At 73.2% G+C, this 16,758-nt stretch carries 13 protein-coding genes; 8 read left to right on the top strand and 5 right to left on the bottom strand.

What is annotated here, in order from left to right; all coding sequences use genetic code 11:
• The first annotated feature begins 35 nt into the window (after window positions 1–35).
• Both B5557_RS03515 and B5557_RS03510 read left to right on the top strand, forming a co-directional pair.
• Window positions 36–770: a response regulator transcription factor gene (locus B5557_RS03515; protein ID WP_079657721.1), complete on the top strand. Its 735-nt coding sequence runs from the start codon at window positions 36–38 to the stop codon at window positions 768–770.
• The gene (locus B5557_RS03510) at window positions 760–1,872 is read left to right on the top strand and encodes a sensor histidine kinase (RefSeq protein ID WP_079657720.1); all 1,113 of its coding nucleotides are present in this window, start codon (window positions 760–762) and stop codon (window positions 1,870–1,872) included. The genes B5557_RS03515 and B5557_RS03510 overlap by 11 nt, the downstream gene beginning before the upstream one ends.
• A 91-nt stretch (window positions 1,873–1,963) precedes the next feature.
• Here B5557_RS03510 and B5557_RS03505 read toward each other — a convergent pair whose 3' ends face one another.
• From B5557_RS03505 to B5557_RS03490, 4 genes are all read right to left on the bottom strand, one after another.
• Window positions 1,964–3,016 (bottom strand): NAD-dependent epimerase/dehydratase family protein, encoded by a 1,053-nt coding sequence (locus B5557_RS03505; protein WP_079657719.1) that lies wholly within the window; start codon window positions 3,014–3,016, stop codon window positions 1,964–1,966.
• A gap of 52 nt (window positions 3,017–3,068) precedes the next feature.
• Window positions 3,069–3,668, bottom strand: coding sequence for a hypothetical protein (locus B5557_RS03500; protein ID WP_079657718.1), 600 nt, complete (start codon window positions 3,666–3,668; stop codon window positions 3,069–3,071).
• Window positions 3,669–3,765: 97 nt separating this feature from the next.
• Window positions 3,766–4,176, bottom strand: a complete 411-nt coding sequence (locus B5557_RS03495) for a hypothetical protein (protein ID WP_079657717.1) — start codon at window positions 4,174–4,176, stop codon at window positions 3,766–3,768.
• Window positions 4,173–5,309, bottom strand: a complete 1,137-nt coding sequence (locus B5557_RS03490; protein WP_079657716.1) for a molybdopterin-dependent oxidoreductase — start codon at window positions 5,307–5,309, stop codon at window positions 4,173–4,175. Before B5557_RS03490 ends, B5557_RS03495 begins: the two co-directional genes overlap by 4 nt.
• Before the next feature lie 159 nt (window positions 5,310–5,468).
• On the opposite strand from B5557_RS03490, the gene B5557_RS03485 reads away from it, so the two are divergent.
• From B5557_RS03485 to B5557_RS03460, 6 genes are all read left to right on the top strand, one after another.
• Window positions 5,469–6,326, top strand: coding sequence for an oxygenase MpaB family protein (locus B5557_RS03485; RefSeq protein WP_079657715.1), 858 nt, complete (start codon window positions 5,469–5,471; stop codon window positions 6,324–6,326).
• 58 nt (window positions 6,327–6,384) lie between these two features.
• Window positions 6,385–8,616, top strand: coding sequence for a serine/threonine-protein kinase (locus B5557_RS03480; protein ID WP_079657714.1), 2,232 nt, complete (start codon window positions 6,385–6,387; stop codon window positions 8,614–8,616).
• A 229-nt stretch (window positions 8,617–8,845) separates the two neighbouring features.
• Window positions 8,846–9,268, top strand: coding sequence for a class I SAM-dependent methyltransferase (locus B5557_RS03475; protein WP_231976241.1), 423 nt, complete (start codon window positions 8,846–8,848; stop codon window positions 9,266–9,268).
• Between the two features lie 86 nt (window positions 9,269–9,354).
• Window positions 9,355–10,923, top strand: a complete 1,569-nt coding sequence (locus B5557_RS03470; RefSeq protein WP_099938103.1) for a phytoene desaturase family protein — start codon at window positions 9,355–9,357, stop codon at window positions 10,921–10,923.
• A gap of 138 nt (window positions 10,924–11,061) precedes the next feature.
• A complete protein-coding gene (locus B5557_RS03465; RefSeq protein WP_079657711.1) occupies window positions 11,062–12,171 on the top strand; it encodes an NAD(P)H-dependent flavin oxidoreductase in 1,110 nt (369 codons plus the stop codon).
• Window positions 12,168–13,721: an acyl-CoA synthetase gene (locus B5557_RS03460; RefSeq protein WP_079657710.1), complete on the top strand. Its 1,554-nt coding sequence runs from the start codon at window positions 12,168–12,170 to the stop codon at window positions 13,719–13,721. The genes B5557_RS03465 and B5557_RS03460 overlap by 4 nt, the downstream gene beginning before the upstream one ends.
• 6 nt (window positions 13,722–13,727) lie before the next feature.
• On the opposite strand, the gene B5557_RS03455 is transcribed toward B5557_RS03460, so the two are convergent.
• The gene (locus B5557_RS03455; RefSeq protein WP_079657709.1) at window positions 13,728–16,637 is read right to left on the bottom strand and encodes an ATP-binding protein; all 2,910 of its coding nucleotides are present in this window, start codon (window positions 16,635–16,637) and stop codon (window positions 13,728–13,730) included.
• Window positions 16,638–16,758 lie beyond the last annotated feature (121 nt).

The following is a 16,758-nucleotide window of genomic DNA, read 5'->3' as shown; positions in this document are numbered from 1 at the left end:
GTCAGCGACTGACAGCCGGTGCGAGACTCGGTCGTGTGAAACGCGTACTCGTCGTGGACGACGACCCCACCGTCTCCGAGGTCGTCGCCGGCTATCTGGACCGGGCCGGCTTCGCGGTCGACGTGGCCGCCGACGGCCCCAGCGCCGTCCGGCTGGCCGGCACCCAACCGCCCGACCTGGTCGTACTGGACCTGATGCTGCCCGGCATGGACGGCCTGGAGGTCTGCCGACGCATCCGAAGGGACGGCCCACTGCCGGTGATCATGCTCACCGCCCGGGGTGACGAGGAGGACCGCGTCCTCGGCCTGGAGGTCGGCGCGGACGACTACGTCACCAAGCCCTTCAGCCCCCGCGAACTCGTGCTGCGGGTCGAGTCGGTGCTGCGCCGCGCCGGCGCGGCGACCGCGGCCCGGACCTCGTCCGCGGAGCCCTGGCTGCGGGCCGGACCGCTCGCGATGGATCCCGCCGCCCGGCGCGCCACCCGCGATGATCGCGAACTCGCCCTGACGCTACGCGAGTTCGACCTCCTGGAGTTCTTTCTGCGCAACCCCGGGCGGGCGGTGAGCCGGGAGGATCTGATGCGGCGTGTGTGGGGATGGGAGTTCGGCGATCTGTCGACCGTGACCGTCCATGTGCGGCGGCTGCGCGAGAAGGTCGAGGACGATCCGGCCCGCCCCCGCCTGATCAGCACGGTGTGGGGGGTCGGCTACCGCTTCGACCCGCTGCGTCCGGACACCGCCGCCGCGGAAGGGCCGAGCCATGACCGGTGACCTGCTGCTCATCGCGCTGTACGCGGCCGTCGGCGCGGTCGCCGCCGGACTGGCCGGCATGGCCGTCCTGCGGCTGCTGCGCAACCGGTCGGTCGCGCTGTCGCTGGCCGTGGTCGCCGCCGTCACGGTCGCGGCGATGCTCGCCGGAACCATGCTGGTGGCCCGGGCGATGTTCCTCTCCGATCACGACCTGTGGGTCGTGACCATGGTGTGCGCCATGGCGGCGGCGGTCTCGCTGGTGGTGGCACTCGTCCTGGGGCGGGGCGTCGTCAGGGGCAGCCGGGCCCTCGCCGAGGCCACCCGCGCCCTCGGGGACGACGGCAGTTTCACTCCGCCGGTCCTCGCGCCCACCGCCGAACTCGCCCAGCTCAGCCGTGAACTCGCGGCCACCAGCGCCAAGTTGGCCGCCTCCCGGGAACGGGAAAGGGCCCTTGAGGAGTCCCGCCGTGAACTGGTCGCCTGGATCTCCCACGATCTGCGCACCCCGCTGGCCGGACTGCAGGCGATGGCCGAGGCGCTGGAGGACGGCATGGTCCACGACCCCGGCGTCTACCACGCCCGCATCCGGTCCGAGGTGGGACGGCTCAGCGAAATGGTCGGCGACCTGTTCGAACTCTCCCGCATCCAGGCCGGTGTCCTCGCGCTGACGCCGACCCGGATGTCGGTCTACGACCTCGTCGGCGACGCCATCGCGGGCGTCGACGCACTGGCCAGGGAGTACGGGGTACAGCTGGTCGGGCACGGTGTGGAGCCCGTGCCGGTCGAGGTCGACGGCCGGGAGATGTCCCGCGTCCTGGCCAACCTGCTCGTCAACGCCATTCGCCGGACACCGGCCGACGGCACCGTCGCGGTCTCCGCCCGCCGGGAGGCCGACAGCGTCGTGCTGGCCGTGACCGACGGCTGCGGCGGCATCGCCCCGGAGGACCTGCCACGCGTCTTCGAGACCGGCTGGCGCGGCTCCGACGCCCGTACCCCGCCGGCCGGGGCCGGTCTGGGCCTGGCCATCGTGCGCGGCATCGTCGAGGCCCACCGCGGGCACGCTGCCGTACGCAACGTGCCCGGCGGCTGCCGCTTCGAGGTCCGTCTGCCTCTGGTCGCCTAGGGCCTGTCCGGCGGGTCAAGTCGCAGGAGGGCGTGCCATTCCCCGCGTCTGCGGCATGATCCGCCGGACAGGCCGTAGGGCCTGCCGGACGTCACACGGTGCGCAGCGCCGCGGTCGCGAACTCCGCCATTCCCTGCGCGAAAGACACCTCGGGCTTCCAGCCCAGTTCCTCGCGCAGCCGACGCGAGGAGGCGGTGATGTGCCGGACGTCGCCGAGCCGGTACTCGCCCGTGACGACGGGCGGCGGACCGCCGTGCTCCGCGGCCAGCGCGGCGGCCATCTCGCCCACGGTGTGGGGCTCGCCGCTGCCGACGTTGTACGCGCGTGCGGTGCCCTCCGGCAGGTCGTCCACCCCGCCCAGTGCGGCGCGGTTGGCCATGGCGACGTCCCGTACATGGACGAAGTCCCGCTGCTGGCCGCCGTCTTCGAAGACGCGCGGCGCCTCGCCGCGGGCGAGCGCGGAGCGGAACAGCGAGGCGACACCCGCGTACGGGGTGTCGCGCGGCATGCCGGGCCCGTACACGTTGTGGTAGCGCAGCGCCGCCACCCGGCCGCCCGTCGCCCGAGCCCATGCGGCGGCGAGGTGTTCCTGGGCGATCTTGGTGGCCGCGTACACATTGCGCGGATCGGCGGGCGCGTCCTCGGCCACCAGGCCGGCGGCGAGCGGCTCCCCGCACGTCGGGCACGGGGGCTCGAAGCGCCCCGCCTCCAGATCGGCCACTTCGCGCGGGCCCGGTCGTACCACCGCGTGCCGCGAGCACTCGTAGCGGCCCTCGCCGTAGACGACCATCGAACTCGCCAGCACGAGTCGGCGCACCCCGGCCTGCGCCATGCCGGCCAGCAGCACGGCGGTGCCGAGGTCGTTGCAGCCGACGTAGTCGGGGGCGTCGGCGAAGTCCTTGCCGAGGCCGACCATCGCGGCCTGGTGGCAGACCGCGTCGACGCCGTGGAGAGCGTCGGCCACCGCCGCCCCGTCGCGGACGTCCGCATGACGCCAGTCGACGGCTTCGGGGATCGAAGGGGCCGTATGGTGCGCGGCGGGCAGCAGGGCGTCGAGGACGCGGACGGCGTGCCCGGCGGCGGTGAGGGCGGTGACGACGTGCGAGCCGATGAAGCCCGCACCTCCGGTGACCAGGATCAACATGCCCCGACCGTACGGCCGCACACGCGCCCCTGGGCCGCGCCACGGCGGGACGTCAGGGGTTCGTAAGCCTTTCCGTCCCGGGCCGTGACGTGGCCACGGTGAGCAGAGCGAAGGCCACGGCGAAGCCGAGCATGGTGAACACCCCCCGGGGCCAGAAGATGTGGCTGTCCAGGAACGACCAACACGCGCCCAGGAGGACCACGGCCCCCGGCAGCACCCGCACGCCGTGCCGCCGCCCGAGCACCGCGCACGTCGCGAGCGAGGCCACGGCGAGCCCGTACACCCCGACGCGGCCCAGTTCGTCGCCGGCCGCGAAGAGCCGTCCGACCACTCCGTGCGTGCTGCCGTGGGCCGCCACCGTGCCGGCGGATATCCCGGCCACGGCGTCGAGTCCCAGGTAGTAGGCGGCGTAGCAGAGGCACCCGGCCCAGGCGAGCACGGTCAGCGCGCCTTCGGCGTCGCGACGCGGTCTGCCCCACAGCGGCACCAGCAGACCGAGGACGAGGAGAGGGAAGACCGGCAGCAGGGCGATGTGCAGGCCGGCCCAGTGACCGGCCGTCATGGCCGTCAGCCGGATCGGGTGGACGAGACCGGCCACCGCGAGCAGCATCGGAGGCGCGGTCACCAGAGCCGTCGTACGAAGGGTTCGCATCCGGCGACCCTACGAAGGCCCCCGGCGCCCACGGGCCCCCGCCGCGGGGGCGTAAGACATCCGTAAGCGGCCCCGGGCAGCGGGCCGGCGCCGTAGGTCAGGAGGGCGGCCTGCGCCGGCCGCGGCCGAGTGCCCGTACGGCGATGACCAGCGCCGTCACCGTCGCCACGGCCGCGAGCAGCAGCAGCCAGTTGCGCGGGTAGTCCAGCGGCAGCACCGAGGAGTTGGCCCGGGGCCCCGGCCGCAGCAGCACCGGCAGGGCCACCGCCGTCAGAGCGCCCGCGACCAGCAGCCCTGCACGGACCGGACCCCGCACGCCACCGCGGACCACGACCAGCCCGACGAGCAGGACCAGCGGGGCGATCAACGCGTCGTGCAGGACCACGGCCCCGCCCAGCCAGATCAGCACATCCGTCAGGTTCCGCACGTCCAGCAGCAGCGACACGCCCACCCCCATGAGTACGAGACCGCCCGCGCCGATCAGCGCCCGCAGCGCCTTCACCCTCATGCCGGCACCTCCAGTCGGCCGACCCACTTGGTCTGCAGTACGCCGGGCCGGTTCGGGGCGATCAGGCGTGCCGGGTAGCCGTGGTCGGGTGTCAGCTCCTCGCCGTTGAGGCGCAGGGCGAGCAGGGTGAGCGGGTCACGGGCGTGCTCGTGACCCATTTCCGAGACCCGGTAACCGCCCCGCAGTTGCAGGGACACCACCCGCACCCGTGCGTCCCGCGGGGCGCCGGCCCGTTCCAGCAGATCCGCCACGCGCACACCGGTCCAGCGCGCCGACCTGCTCCAGCCCTCCACACAGGCGATGGGCAGCTCGACCTCCCGCTGGGGCAGGGCGCGCAGTTCGTCCAGGGTGAGCGTGTACGGCCGGGGCCCGGACACCACCAGGCGGTAGTTCTCGGCGGTGAGATGGGTGACCCCGGCCGCCGTGGCGGTGCGGTTGACCGGGAGCGCCTGCGGGCCGTGGTCGGGATGGCGGGGCGCGAGCAGATCGAGGCCCTTCAGCGGGGTGAAGGACTGGCCCACCGTGGTCAGGGTGACCGCTCCGACCGCCGCGCCCACCGCGGCCAGCAGCGACCGGCGGTCGGTGGCCTCCTCGGCGGGCAGCGTCAGCGTCCCCGGCGACCGCCGGGTCCAGTGCGCGCGGATCTCAGGAGCCTTGACCGCGACGTGCAGCAGCAGCGCGCCGACGACCAGCCAGCCGACCGCGTAGTGCACCGGTACGAACGAGAACGGCCAGGGATACCACTGCGCGGTGTTCAGCAGCCCGGTGAACAGTTCGAAGACGGCGCCGGCCACCAGCACCGCGACCGACAGACGCTCCAGCGCGTGCCGCACCGAGCGCAGCACCGGCCACTCGAACAGGAGGGGGTACACCGCCCACAGCTTCGCCGCCAGCAGCGGAACGGCGGCGATGCCCGACGCGACATGAAGGCCCTGCGTGAACCGGTAACCCCACGAGGGGCGGCTCGGCAGGTCGTCGGCCAGCCAGCCCGGCGGATGCTGCATGACGTGACTGACCAGGCCGGTGACGAAGCACGCCACGAACGCGAGACCCAGCCAGCGCCCGAGGGAGGTCGCCGTGCGGGCGTCATGCAGTCTGCCCCGGAACACCGGCGGGAGGAAGCGCTGTTTCATGGCTCCATCCCACCTGCGGAAGGCCGCGCGCGGAACGCCCCGACCCCTTACGGAACAAGGACGTCCCGCCCGGCCCCGGCCCTCCCCGTGGGCCGGGAAACGGTTTGTCTCCCGGCTCGGGGGTGCCCCCGGGCGGGCAGGACCGGTCACACTGGGGGTATGACGGGCGTCCAGAGAGGTGACCCGGGGCTGTTCGGCCCCCGCTCGGTGACCTGGCAGCTGCACGGCGACCCCATGATGTGGGTCGCCGGGATCCGCGCGTTCTACCTCCAGGCCCTGCACCCGCGTGTCGTGCGCGGAGTCATGCAGAACTCCGACTTCCGGCGCGACGCCTGGGGTCGGCTGATGCGCACCGCCGGCTTCGTCGGCACCACGACCTACGGCACCACCGAGGCCGCCGAGCAGGCAGGCGCCCGCGTCCGCAGGATCCACCGCATGCTGTCCGCGACCGACCCGGAGACCGGCGAACGCTACGCCGTCGACGAACCCGGACTTCTGCTGTGGGTGCACTGCGCCGAGATCGACTCCTACCTGCACGTCCTGCGCCGCTCCGGCTACCCCCTCACCGCCGCCGCCGCCGACCGCTACCTCGCCGAACACCGCGTCAGCGCCCGCCTGGTGGGGCTTGACCCCGACGCCGTACCCGCCGACCGGGCCGAGATGGACGCCTACTTCGAGAAGATGCGCCCCGAACTCGCCGCCGGACCGGAGGCACGCGAGGTGGACGACTTCCTGCTGCGACCGCCGACGCACCCCCTGCTCGTCCCGGCGCGCGCCCTGTTGTGGCGGCGCGTGGCGCACCTGGCGTACGCCTCGCTGCCACCGTACGCCCACGAGCTGTACGGCAGGCCGGCCCCGCAACCAGCCACCGTCACCCGGGAGTTGCGCGCCACGGGCACCCTGCTGCGCTGCGTCCCCGCACGTCTGCGGTGGCAACTCCCGCCCAAGCACATCCTGCGGGCCATGGCCAGGCTCGGCCCACAGGCCCGCCCGGCACCGTTCAAAGTCCAGCCATAGGCCGCCATACTGGACGAGCCAGGGGAGGGCCGGAACGTAACGGGGGCGGCGGCGCACTATGGCGGAGAGCAGGCTGATCCAGGGCCGGTACCGGCTGCTCGAACTGATCGGGCGCGGAGGCATGGGCGAGGTGTGGCGGGCCCGCGACGAGTCCCTCGGCCGGCACGTGGCCGTGAAGTGCCTCAAACCGATCGGCCCGCACCACGACCCGGCCTTCGGGCGCGTCCTGCGCGAGCGGTTCAGGCGCGAGGGCCGCGTCGCCGCCGGGCTCCAGCACCGCGGGGTGACGGTCGTCCACGACTTCGGCGACTGCGACGGCGTCCTCTTCCTCGTCATGGAGCTCCTGGACGGCAGCGACCTGTGCCGGCTGCTGGACGACAACGAGCGCCGGCCGCTGCCCGTCCCCGACGTCGTGGAGATCGCCGACCAGGTCGCCGCCGCCCTCGCCTACACGCACCGCCAGGGCATCGTGCACCGCGACCTGAAGCCGGCGAACATCGTGCGGCTCACCGACGGCACCGTGAAGATCTGCGACTTCGGCATCGCCCGCCTCGGCCACGACATCGGCTTCACCTCCCGCCTCACCGGCACCGGCATCGCCATGGGCACACCGCACTACATGTCGCCGGAGCAGATCGGCGGCGAGGAGGTAGACCAGCGCAGCGACCTGTACTCGCTGGGCTGTGTGCTGTACGAGATCGCCACCGGAGCCCCGCCCTTCGACCTGGACGACCCCTGGGCGATCCTCGTCGGTCACCGGGACACCCCGCCCCGGCCGCCGCGCGAGCACCGCCCCGAGCTGCCCGACCACCTCGACCGGATCATCCTCGACCTGCTGGCGAAGCGGCCCGAACATCGCCCCCGGGACGCCCACGACATCGTCCGGCGCATCGCCGCGGCCCGCACCACACCGGCGTATGTGCCGACCCTGGTCACCCCGCAGCCCGACCTGCGGCCGCCCGAGCCGCCGAGCCGCGAGCCCCGGCTGCCGTCCTGGACCCAGGGCATGACCACCGGCCACAAGGCCACCGGCGCCGGACTGCGGGTCACACCCCCGGACGCCGGGGCGGCCCTGACCGGCGAGTGGATCCCGCGCCCGGTCCTCGGCGCGGTCCCCGCTCCGCCCGCGCCGGACACCCCGTCCCCGCAGGCGCTCACCGCGCTCGCCGGCCGGCACAACGCCGGCCTCAGCCTGGGCCGCCTCGGCCGCTGGGCCGAAGCGGGGGAGGCACACCGCGCCGTCGCCGCCGAACGCGCGCACCTCCTCGGCCCGGATCACCCCGAGACCCTCGCCAGCCGCTACGAGGTCGCCTTCACCCTCAGCCGCACCGGCCGCGCCGACGACGCACTGCGCGAGTACCAGCACGTGGCCGCCGCCCGCATCCGGGTGCTGGGCGCCGACCACGCCGACACGCTCGCCACCCGCCAGGAAATGGCCTTCGTGCTCGGCCAGTTGGGCCGTCACTTCGACGCCCACCAGGTGTACACGTCCGTCCTGGCCGCCCGGGTGCGCACGGCGGGCGCCGACCATCCCGACACCCTGCGCTGCCGCCACAACCTCGCCTTTAACCTCAGCAGGCTCGGCCGCCTGGAGGAGTCGTACCGGATGGCGGGCGAGGTGGCCGCCGTCCGCGCCCGCGTCCTGGGCCCCGACCACCCCGACACCCTCGTCACCCGCTACGAAGTGGCCTACGCGCTGGGTCAGTTGGGCCGCTGGCCGGAAGCACTGCAGACCTACCGCGAGGTCGCCGCGGCCCGCGCGCAGGCGCTCGGCCCCGACCACCCCGACACCCTCGCCGCCCGCTACGAGACCGGCATCAGCCTGGGCCGACTCGGCCGCAGCGCGGAGGCCCTCCAGCTCTACCGCGACCTCGTCGACGACCGCACCCGCGTGCACGGCCCCGCGCACCCCGAGACCCTGCGGGCCCGCCACGGTCTCGGCGTCAACCTCGGCCGCCTGGGCCGCTGGGAGGAGGCCCTCGCCGAGTCCCGGGACGTGTCCGCGAGCCGCGAGCGCGTCCTGGGCGCCGACCATCCCGACACCCTGGTCAGCCGCCGCGAGGTCGCCGTCGGCCTCGGCTGGCTGGGCCGCTGGGCCGACGCCCTGGCGGAATACCGGCGGGTGGCCGCGGCCCGCGAGCGCGTCCTCGGCCCCGACCATCCCGACACCCTCGCCGCCCGCAGCGACGAGGCCCACTGCCTGGAACAGCTCGGCCGCGGACAGGAGGCGGTCGAGCTCTATCGAAGAGTCGCGGTCCTGCGCCGGCACCGGGCAGCCGGCGGCGCGTAGCTCCGCCTGGCTCGAATCCCGGCCCCGGCCCGGCCCCGGCCCAGCTCCGTGCACAGCCGTTTCTCGCGGCTCACCGTATGTGAGGTCATCATGATCGTATGGGAGCCGAGACCGCGTACCACGGAGCCATGGGCGAGGAGTTCGCCGCCCAGGTCGCGAAGAACGTCTACAACAGCTACACCGACCGTCCGGCCATGCTGCGGCTCGCCGGTGCGTCGGCGGGCTGCGGGTGCTGGACCTCGGCTGCGGGGCGGGTCACTACGCCGCCGAGCTGCTGGAGCGGGGCGCGTCCACGGTCGTCGGCGTGGAGGGCAGCGAGAGCCTGCTGCGCGCGGCGCGGGAACGGCTCGGCGACGGCGACCGGGCGCCCCTGCACCGGCACGACCTGGAGGAGCCGCTCGCCCTTCCTGACTTCGGAGGCTCCTACTTCACCGAGGACCGCGTCACCCTGCCCTTCGGCACCGGGCACGCCCTCAGCTACCGGCGGATGACCCTGGAGACGTTCCTCGGGGAACTGCTCGGCGCCGGGTACGTGCTGGGGGAGCTGGTGGAGCCGCGGGCCACGGAGGAGGGCCGGGCGGTCCACTCCCGCAGGTACGACAAGACCCACCGGACGCCGACCTTCCTCGCGGTCCGCCTCCGTCGACCCTGACCGGCTCCGCCCGACCGGCTCCGCCCGACCAGCTCTCCGCCCGACCAGCTCTGGCCGACCTTGATCGGCTCGTGTTACGAAGAACCATGCCTGCACACGAGGGACACCGCGCGTACGACGCCGTCATCGTCGGAGGCGGCCACAACGGCCTGGTCGCCGCCGCCTACCTGGCCCGGGCGGGCCGTTCCGTGCTGGTCCTGGAACGGCTGGACCACACCGGGGGCGCCGCCGTCTCCACCCGCCCGTTCACCGGCGTCGACGCCCGCCTGTCGCGCTACTCGTACCTGGTCAGCCTGCTTCCGCAGAAGATCGTGCGGGACCTGGGGCTGCGCTTTGGCGTCCAGAGCCGCACGATCTCCTCGTACACCCCCGTCGAGCGCGGCGGGCGGCCGACCGGACTGCTCGTGGGCGGCGGAGAGGAACGCACCCGCGAGGCCTTCGCGCGGCTGACGGGCGGCGAACGCGAGTACGCGGCCTGGGAGCGTTTCTACGGCATGACCGGGCGCGTCGCCCGGGGGGTGTTCCCCACGCTCACCGAACCGCTGCCCACCCGGGACGAACTGCGCCGGCGCGTCGACGACGAGGAGGCCTGGCGGATCCTCTTCGAGGAGCCCCTCGGCGTCGCCGTCGAGGAGCGCTTCGCGGACGACCTGGTCCGGGGCGTCGTCCTCACCGACGCCCTCATCGGCACCTTCGCCGACGCCCACGACCCCTCGCTCAAGCAGAACCGCTGCTTCCTCTACCACGTGATCGGCGGCGGCACGGGCGCCTGGGACGTCCCCGTCGGCGGCATGGGCGCCCTGACCGACGCCCTCGCCGACGCCGCCCGGGACGAGGGCGCCGTCCTCGCCACCGGCCACGAGGCCGTCCGCATCGCCACGGACGGTCGTACGGCGGAGGTCACCTACCGCACGGCCGACGGCGAGGGCGTCGCCGCCGCCCGACACGTCCTGGTCAACGCCTCCCCGCAAGCGCTCGCGGCCCTCACCGCAGACGAGCCGCCCGCCCCCGCCGAGGGCGCCCAGCTCAAGGTGAACATGCTGCTCAAGCGGCTGCCCAGGCTGCGCGACAGCGCCGTCGACCCGCGTGAGGCGTTCGCCGGCACCTTCCACATCGCCGAGGGATACGAGCAGCTCGCCACCGCCCACGCCCAGGCCGCGGCCGGCGAACTGCCCGCCGCCCCGCCCTCCGAGATCTACTGCCACTCACTGACCGACCCGAGCATCCTCGGACCGGACCTCGTGGAGCAGGGGTACCAGACGCTGACCCTCTTCGGCCTGCACACACCCGCCCGGCTCTTCGAACGCGACAACGACGCCGTCCGCGAGGAACTCCTCAAGGCCACCCTCGCCCAGCTCGACGCCCACCTCGCCGAACCCCTCGCCGACTGTCTCGCCACCGACGCCGACGGCCGCCCCTGCATCGAGGCGCGGACCCCGCTGGACCTGGAGCGCGACCTCGGACTGCCCGGCGGCAACATCTTCCACCGCGACCTCGCCTGGCCGTACGCCCAGGAGGGCACCGGCCGCTGGGGCGTGGAGACCCGGCACGCGAACATCCTGCTGTGCGGGGCCGGTGCGGTGCGCGGGGGAGGGGTGAGCGGGGTGCCGGGCCACAACGCGGCGATGGCCGTCCTGGAGGCCCCGGCGGACTAGGACAGATCCAGCGACCTCGGTAGCCGCGCCCCAGCGGCCGTGGAAGACACCGGCCATGGCAGACACCCGGACACAAGAATCTGACGGTGTATCAGAAAAACCCTTCCGTCGTCCGGAGGACTGCGGCATCCTGCGCCCATGCAGACGGAGCTGAGCAAGCAACTGGGAGTCGAGCACGCCGTCTTCGGCTTCACGCCGTTCCCCGCCGTCGCCGCGGCCATCAGCCGCGCGGGCGGCTTCGGCGTGCTCGGCGCGGTCCGCTACACCGCCCCCGACGACCTCAAACGCGACCTCGACTGGATCGAGGCGCACGTCGACGGCAGGCCGTACGGCCTCGACGTCGTCATGCCCGCGAAGAAGGTCGAAGGCGTCACCGAGGCCGATGTCGAAGCGATGATCCCCGACAGTCACCGCCAGTTCGTGCGGGACACCCTCGCCAAGTACGGGGTGCCCGAGCTGGCCGAGGGCGAGGCGTCCGGGTGGCGGATCACCGGATGGATGGAGCAGGTCGCCCGCAGCCAGCTCGACGTCGCCTTCGACTACCCGATCCGGCTGCTGGCCAACGCCCTCGGCTCCCCGCCCCCCGACGTCGTCGCCCGCGCCCACGAGCAGGGCGTCCTCGTCGCCGCGCTCGCCGGGAGCGCCCGGCACGCGCTCAAGCACAAGGCGGCGGGCATCGACATCGTCGTGGCGCAGGGGTACGAGGCCGGCGGGCACACCGGTGAGATCGCCTCGATGGTGCTCACCCCGGAGGCCGTCGACGCGGTCGCCCCGCTGCCCGTCCTCGCCGCCGGCGGCATCGGCAGCGGACGGCAGATCGCCGCCGCCCTCGCCCTTGGCGCCCAGGGCGTGTGGCTCGGTTCGCTGTGGCTGACGACCGCCGAGGCCGACCTGCACTCGCCCGCCCTCACCCGCAAGCTCCTCGCGGCCGGCTCCGGCGACACGGTCCGCTCCCGTGCCCTCACCGGCAAACCCGCACGCCAACTGCGTACCGAATGGACCGACGCCTGGGACGACCCGCACGGACCCGGCACCCTGCCCATGCCCCTCCAGGGCCTCCTCGTCGCCGAAGCGGTCTCCCGCATCCAGAAGTACGAGGTCGACGCGCTGCTCGGCACGCCCGTCGGCCAGATCGTCGGCCGGATGAACGATGTCCGCAGCGTCCAGGCCGTCTTCGACGACCTCACCCGCGGCTTCGAGCAGGCCGTGGACCACGTCAACCGCATCGCCGGAAGGAGCGGCCAGTGACCGGCACACCCCCCGCGGGCTTCTGGGCCCAGGCCACCGCCGACCCGCGCCGCACCGTCCTGATCGCGCCCGACGGCCAGGAGTGGACCGCCGGGCGCCTGCACTCCGCCGCCAACAGGCTCGTGCACGGCCTGCGCGCCGCGGGGATGGAGCGCGGCGACGCCTTCGCCGTCGTCCTGCCCAACTCGGCCGAGTTCTTCACCGCCTACCTCGCCGCCACCCAGGCCGGCTTCTACCTCGTCCCCGTCAACCACCACCTCGTCGGCCCCGAGATCGCCTGGATCGTCTCCGACTCCGGTGCCAAGGTGCTACTCGCACACGAGCGCTACGGGGACCAGTCGTCCCGGGCCGCCGAAGAGGCCGGCCTGCCCGCCACACACCGGTACGCCGTAGGAAAGGTCGAGGGCTTCCGGCCGTACGCCGAACTCCTCGACGGGCAACCGGAGTCGGCGCCCGCGGGCCGCACCCTCGGCTGGGTCATGAACTACACCTCGGGCACGACGGGCCGCCCACGCGGCATCCGGCGCCCGCTGCCCGGCAAGCTGCCCGAGGAGGCGTACCTCGGAGGCTTTCTCGGCATCTTCGGCGTCCGGCCGTTCGACGACAACGTCCATCTCGTCTGCTCGCCGCTTTACCACACGGCGGTGCTCCAGTTCGCGGGCGCGTCCCTGCACATCGGCCATCCGCTGGTCCTGATGGACAAGTGGACGCCCGAGGAGATGCTCCGCCTCATCGACACCCGGCGCTGCACCCACACCCATATGGTCCCGACCCAGTTCCACCGCCTGCTGGCCCTCCCGCAGGACGTACGCGCGCGCTACGACGTCTCGTCCATGCGGCACGCGATCCACGGCGCCGCGCCCTGCCCGGACCATGTGAAGCGGGCGATGATCGACTGGTGGGGCACATGTGTGGAGGAGTACTACGCGGCCAGCGAGGGCGGCGGCGCCTTCGCGACGGCCGAGGACTGGCTGAAGAAGCCCGGCACGGTCGGAAAGCCCTGGCCCATCAGCGAGTTGGCGATCTTCGACGACGACGGCAACCGCCTGCCGCCCGGTGAACTAGGCACCGTGTACATGAAGATGACGACCGGCGGCTTCGCCTACCACAAGGACGAGGACAAGACGCGCAAGAACCGCATCGGCGACTTCTTCACCGTCGGCGACCTCGGCGTCCTCGACGAGGACGGCTACCTGTTCCTCCGGGACCGCAAGATCGACCTGATCATCTCGGGCGGCGTCAACATCTACCCTGCCGAGATCGAGTCCGCGCTGCTCGCTCACCCCGCCGTCGCCGACGCGGCCGCGTTCGGCATCCCGCACGACGACTGGGGTGAGGAGGTCAAGGCGGTCGTCGAACCGGCCCCCGGGCACGAGCCCGGCCCCGACCTCGCCACCCTGCTCCTCGACCACTGTGCCGACCGCCTCGCCGGCTACAAGCGCCCCAAGTCCGTCGACTTCATCGCCGAGATGCCCCGCGATCCCAACGGCAAGCTGTACAAGCGGCGGCTGCGGGAGCCGTACTGGGAGGGGCGGGAGCGGCCCGTGTGAGGCCGGTCAGGGGCGCACCCGCGGAAAGGCGTCCAGGGCTCCGGGGAGATCGGTGGCGTCGGTGCCGATCTTCCGGTAGACGGAGGAGAGCAGCTGCCGCACACCCTGTTCGGTGAGACGCAGTTCCTTCGCGACCACGGCCACCGGGTGCCCCTGGACGGTCAGTTCGGCGGTCCGGCGTTCGTGGGCGGTGAGCGTGTCCGTCTGCCCGTAGCGCAGGGGCAGCGGTCGCAGTCCGGCTGCGGAGAGCTCCTCCCTGGCACGGGCGGCCAGGGTCTCGGCACCGCAGTGGACGGCGCCCTCCAGGCCCTGGTAGAGCCGGTTCGCGGCCTCCTGCAGCCGGCCGCTGCGGGACAGGGCGGCGCCATGACCGACCAGCGCACGGGCCAACTCGTACGAGGCGGGCGACTGTTCCAGGTGTTCCACGGCCCGAGCATGCAGCTCCTGCGCCGCCGGCCCGGCGGTCACCTCCGCCTCCACGTGCAGCGCCTGCCCGATCACGGAAGCCGCACCGAAGTCCCGGGCCCGCTTGACGGCGTCCCGGGCGAGCAGGAGCGCCCGATCGGGGTCGGTGGAGGCGACGGCGTGCGCCAGGTTCAGCTGCCAGCGACACCAGGCGGGATTGCGCCAGGCCCGCCCCTCCAGCCACTCCCCGACGGCGGACAACAGCTGCTCCGCCTCGGTGTTCCGCCCCTCCGCCATGAGCAGTTCGGCGTACACGGTGCGCGGATCGGGGTAGATGACGGCGTTCGGGACCACGTCGCCGTAGTGGTACTTGTCCGCGATCTCTCGCGCGTCGGCGGTGCGGCCACGGGCCAGCAGCGTCTGGATGAGGATGCCGATGGCGAACCACTGGGCGGGCACCGCCCCTTCCACCTTGTCGGCGGTCCGCAGCCCCTCCCGAGCCAGCTCCTCCGCGTCGGTCAGCCAGCCGCGACGGTAGCGGATGTAGCCGTAGAGGGTTTGGCCCAGGGCCAGGTGGGAGCCACGCCAGCCTTTGCCTTCGCACTCCGCGATGCCCTTGGTGAACAGCTCCTCGGCACGTCGAGGCTGGTCGCAGTACATGAACACGAGGGCGACCGAGACGGGTACTTCGAAGCCCCGGTTCTCGGCGGTCCAGCTCAGTCCGCCCCGCAGGGCTTTCTCGGCGGTCGCCAGCACAGTCTGCCGGGGCTCGCCGCGCAGCATCCCGTCCCAGGCCCGCAGCCCCAGGATGTACCGCTCCTCCAGGTTCCGTCCGGGCAGCCGCTCGGCCAGCCGCGCCAGCCGGCGTGAGCGGGCGGCCGCGTCGGGCTCGTCCGTGCGGAACGCGCTCCAGACGAAGTGATCGGCCTGCATGCGCAGTCGGACGCGCGGATTGGTGGTCTGCCGTGCCTCGTATGCGGCGACGGCCGCGGCCTCGGCCAACTGGTCCGTGTGGGCCAGCGCCTGCGTCAGCCGGTAGACGATGGAGGCGCGCAGGCCGGGATCGACCTCGCGTTCCGCCCGCGCCTCCTTGAGGTGGGCGACCGTGGCCGTGGGTTCGATCAGAAAGGTCGAGCCCGCCAGCTCGTGGAGGAGCGCGGCACGGTCCTCCGGGAGCGGGGGCTCCTGCAGCGCTCGGGCGAGCGCGCGCCGGGCGGCTTCCGGGGAGCCGGCCCGCAGGCACTCACGGGCGGCCTCGCGGAGGCATTCGACCACCTCCGTCCTGCCCTCGCAGGGAACCTCCAGCAGGTGCCGCGCGGCCTCGGCGGGACCGAAGCCCGCCGCACGGACGGCCAGCGCGGCGGCGTTGTGCAGGCCGACCCGGAAGGCCGGCTGGATGGACCGGTAGATCGTCGTCGCGATCAGTGGGTGAACGAAGTCGAGGCCCCCACCGGGTCCGTGGCCCTCGGCCACGATCCGGGCGGCACGCAGGCTCTCGATCGCTTCGGTGGCGGCCTCGCTGCCGAGCACCGCGATGCTGGCGGCGAGCTCTGGTGAGAACGGCGCACCCAGCACGGCAGCGGCGTGCGCGAAGCGGACGGTGGTCGTGCCGAGCTTCTGCAGACGTGCGATCAGTCCCGGGCCCTTGACCGCCGAGGCGACGTTCCGCATCACGGGCAGGTCGTCCTGGGTGCCCTTCAGATTGCGTTCGCCGAGTCCGATGGCGAGCTCGACGGCCTCGAAGGGGCTCCCGCCGGTCACCGTCCAGCACTCGTCGCAGAAGTCGTCCTCGGCGCCGTCCCCCACTTCGTTCCTGACGATGCGGGCCACGCCGGCGGCGGTCAGCGGTTTCAGGTCGCACGGGCGGTTCCCGTGGTGTGCGACGAGGGCACGGAAGGCGTCCGCCTCGGGCGGCAGTTCGTGCGGCCGGTAGGCGACGATGATCAGCAGCGGCAGGTCCGCGGCCCGTGGCGCGAACGACGCGAGCCAGTTGAGGGACTCGATATCGGCCCAGTGCAGGTCGTCCAGGAGCAGGACCACAGGAGCCTTCGACACCGTGAGCCGGGTCATGACCCAGTCGAGACCGTCACGCACTCCGGTCGGGTCCGGTGCATGGGCGTTGTCCGTGGCCTCCAGGCCGAGCGCGGCGGCGACGATGTCGTACCAGCTCCCCAGGAAGGCACGGCGTTGCGTCTCGTCCATCGCGGCCAACGTGGGCTGGGCGAGCTGGCGCACCACGCGGAACGCCAACTCCTGTTCGGTCTCGCCGCCCCGCCCGGAGAACACCGTGAATCCGTGCGCCGCGGCGCGTGTGCGTGCCTCCGCCATGAGCGCGGTCTTTCCCAGCCCGGCCGCACCGGTGAAGGCGAGCAGTCCGCCGGGCTGCGCCCGCGGCACCCCTTCGACGGCACGGCCGAGGCCCGACAACGCGGAGTCGAGCGCCTGGAGTTCTCGGTGGCGCTCGACCAACGGGCGGGGTTCGGTGATCGGCTGCCACGACCCATACGCCATGTGCCCTACCGCTTCCTGTCGTTGTTCCTCGGAGGACATCGCTGAGCGTACGCCCCTGATACGCAACCGGTGACGGCGTTTGGCGGCGAGGATGGCCGAGAAGGGTGAATCATTCGCCGGG

It is taken from the genome of Streptomyces sp. 3214.6, from assembly GCF_900129855.1.
Classification (GTDB): domain Bacteria; phylum Actinomycetota; class Actinomycetes; order Streptomycetales; family Streptomycetaceae; genus Streptomyces; species Streptomyces soliscabiei.
Note: the sequence above shows the minus strand (reverse complement) of the source record. Positions and strands in the feature narration are given on the sequence as shown.

Coding starts and splice junctions, on each gene's coding strand:
- B5557_RS03510 (WP_079657720.1), top strand. CDS start 760: ATGACCGGTGACCTGCTGCTCATCGCGCTGTACGCGGCCGTCGGCGCG.
- B5557_RS03505 (WP_079657719.1), bottom strand. CDS start 3,016: ATGTTGATCCTGGTCACCGGAGGTGCGGGCTTCATCGGCTCGCACGTC.
- B5557_RS03500 (WP_079657718.1), bottom strand. CDS start 3,668: ATGCGAACCCTTCGTACGACGGCTCTGGTGACCGCGCCTCCGATGCTG.
- B5557_RS03495 (WP_079657717.1), bottom strand. CDS start 4,176: ATGAGGGTGAAGGCGCTGCGGGCGCTGATCGGCGCGGGCGGTCTCGTA.
- B5557_RS03490 (WP_079657716.1), bottom strand. CDS start 5,309: ATGAAACAGCGCTTCCTCCCGCCGGTGTTCCGGGGCAGACTGCATGAC.
- B5557_RS03485 (WP_079657715.1), top strand. CDS start 5,469: ATGACGGGCGTCCAGAGAGGTGACCCGGGGCTGTTCGGCCCCCGCTCG.
- B5557_RS03480 (WP_079657714.1), top strand. CDS start 6,385: ATGGCGGAGAGCAGGCTGATCCAGGGCCGGTACCGGCTGCTCGAACTG.
- B5557_RS03470 (WP_099938103.1), top strand. CDS start 9,355: ATGCCTGCACACGAGGGACACCGCGCGTACGACGCCGTCATCGTCGGA.
- B5557_RS03465 (WP_079657711.1), top strand. CDS start 11,062: ATGCAGACGGAGCTGAGCAAGCAACTGGGAGTCGAGCACGCCGTCTTC.
- B5557_RS03455 (WP_079657709.1), bottom strand. CDS start 16,637: ATGGCGTATGGGTCGTGGCAGCCGATCACCGAACCCCGCCCGTTGGTC.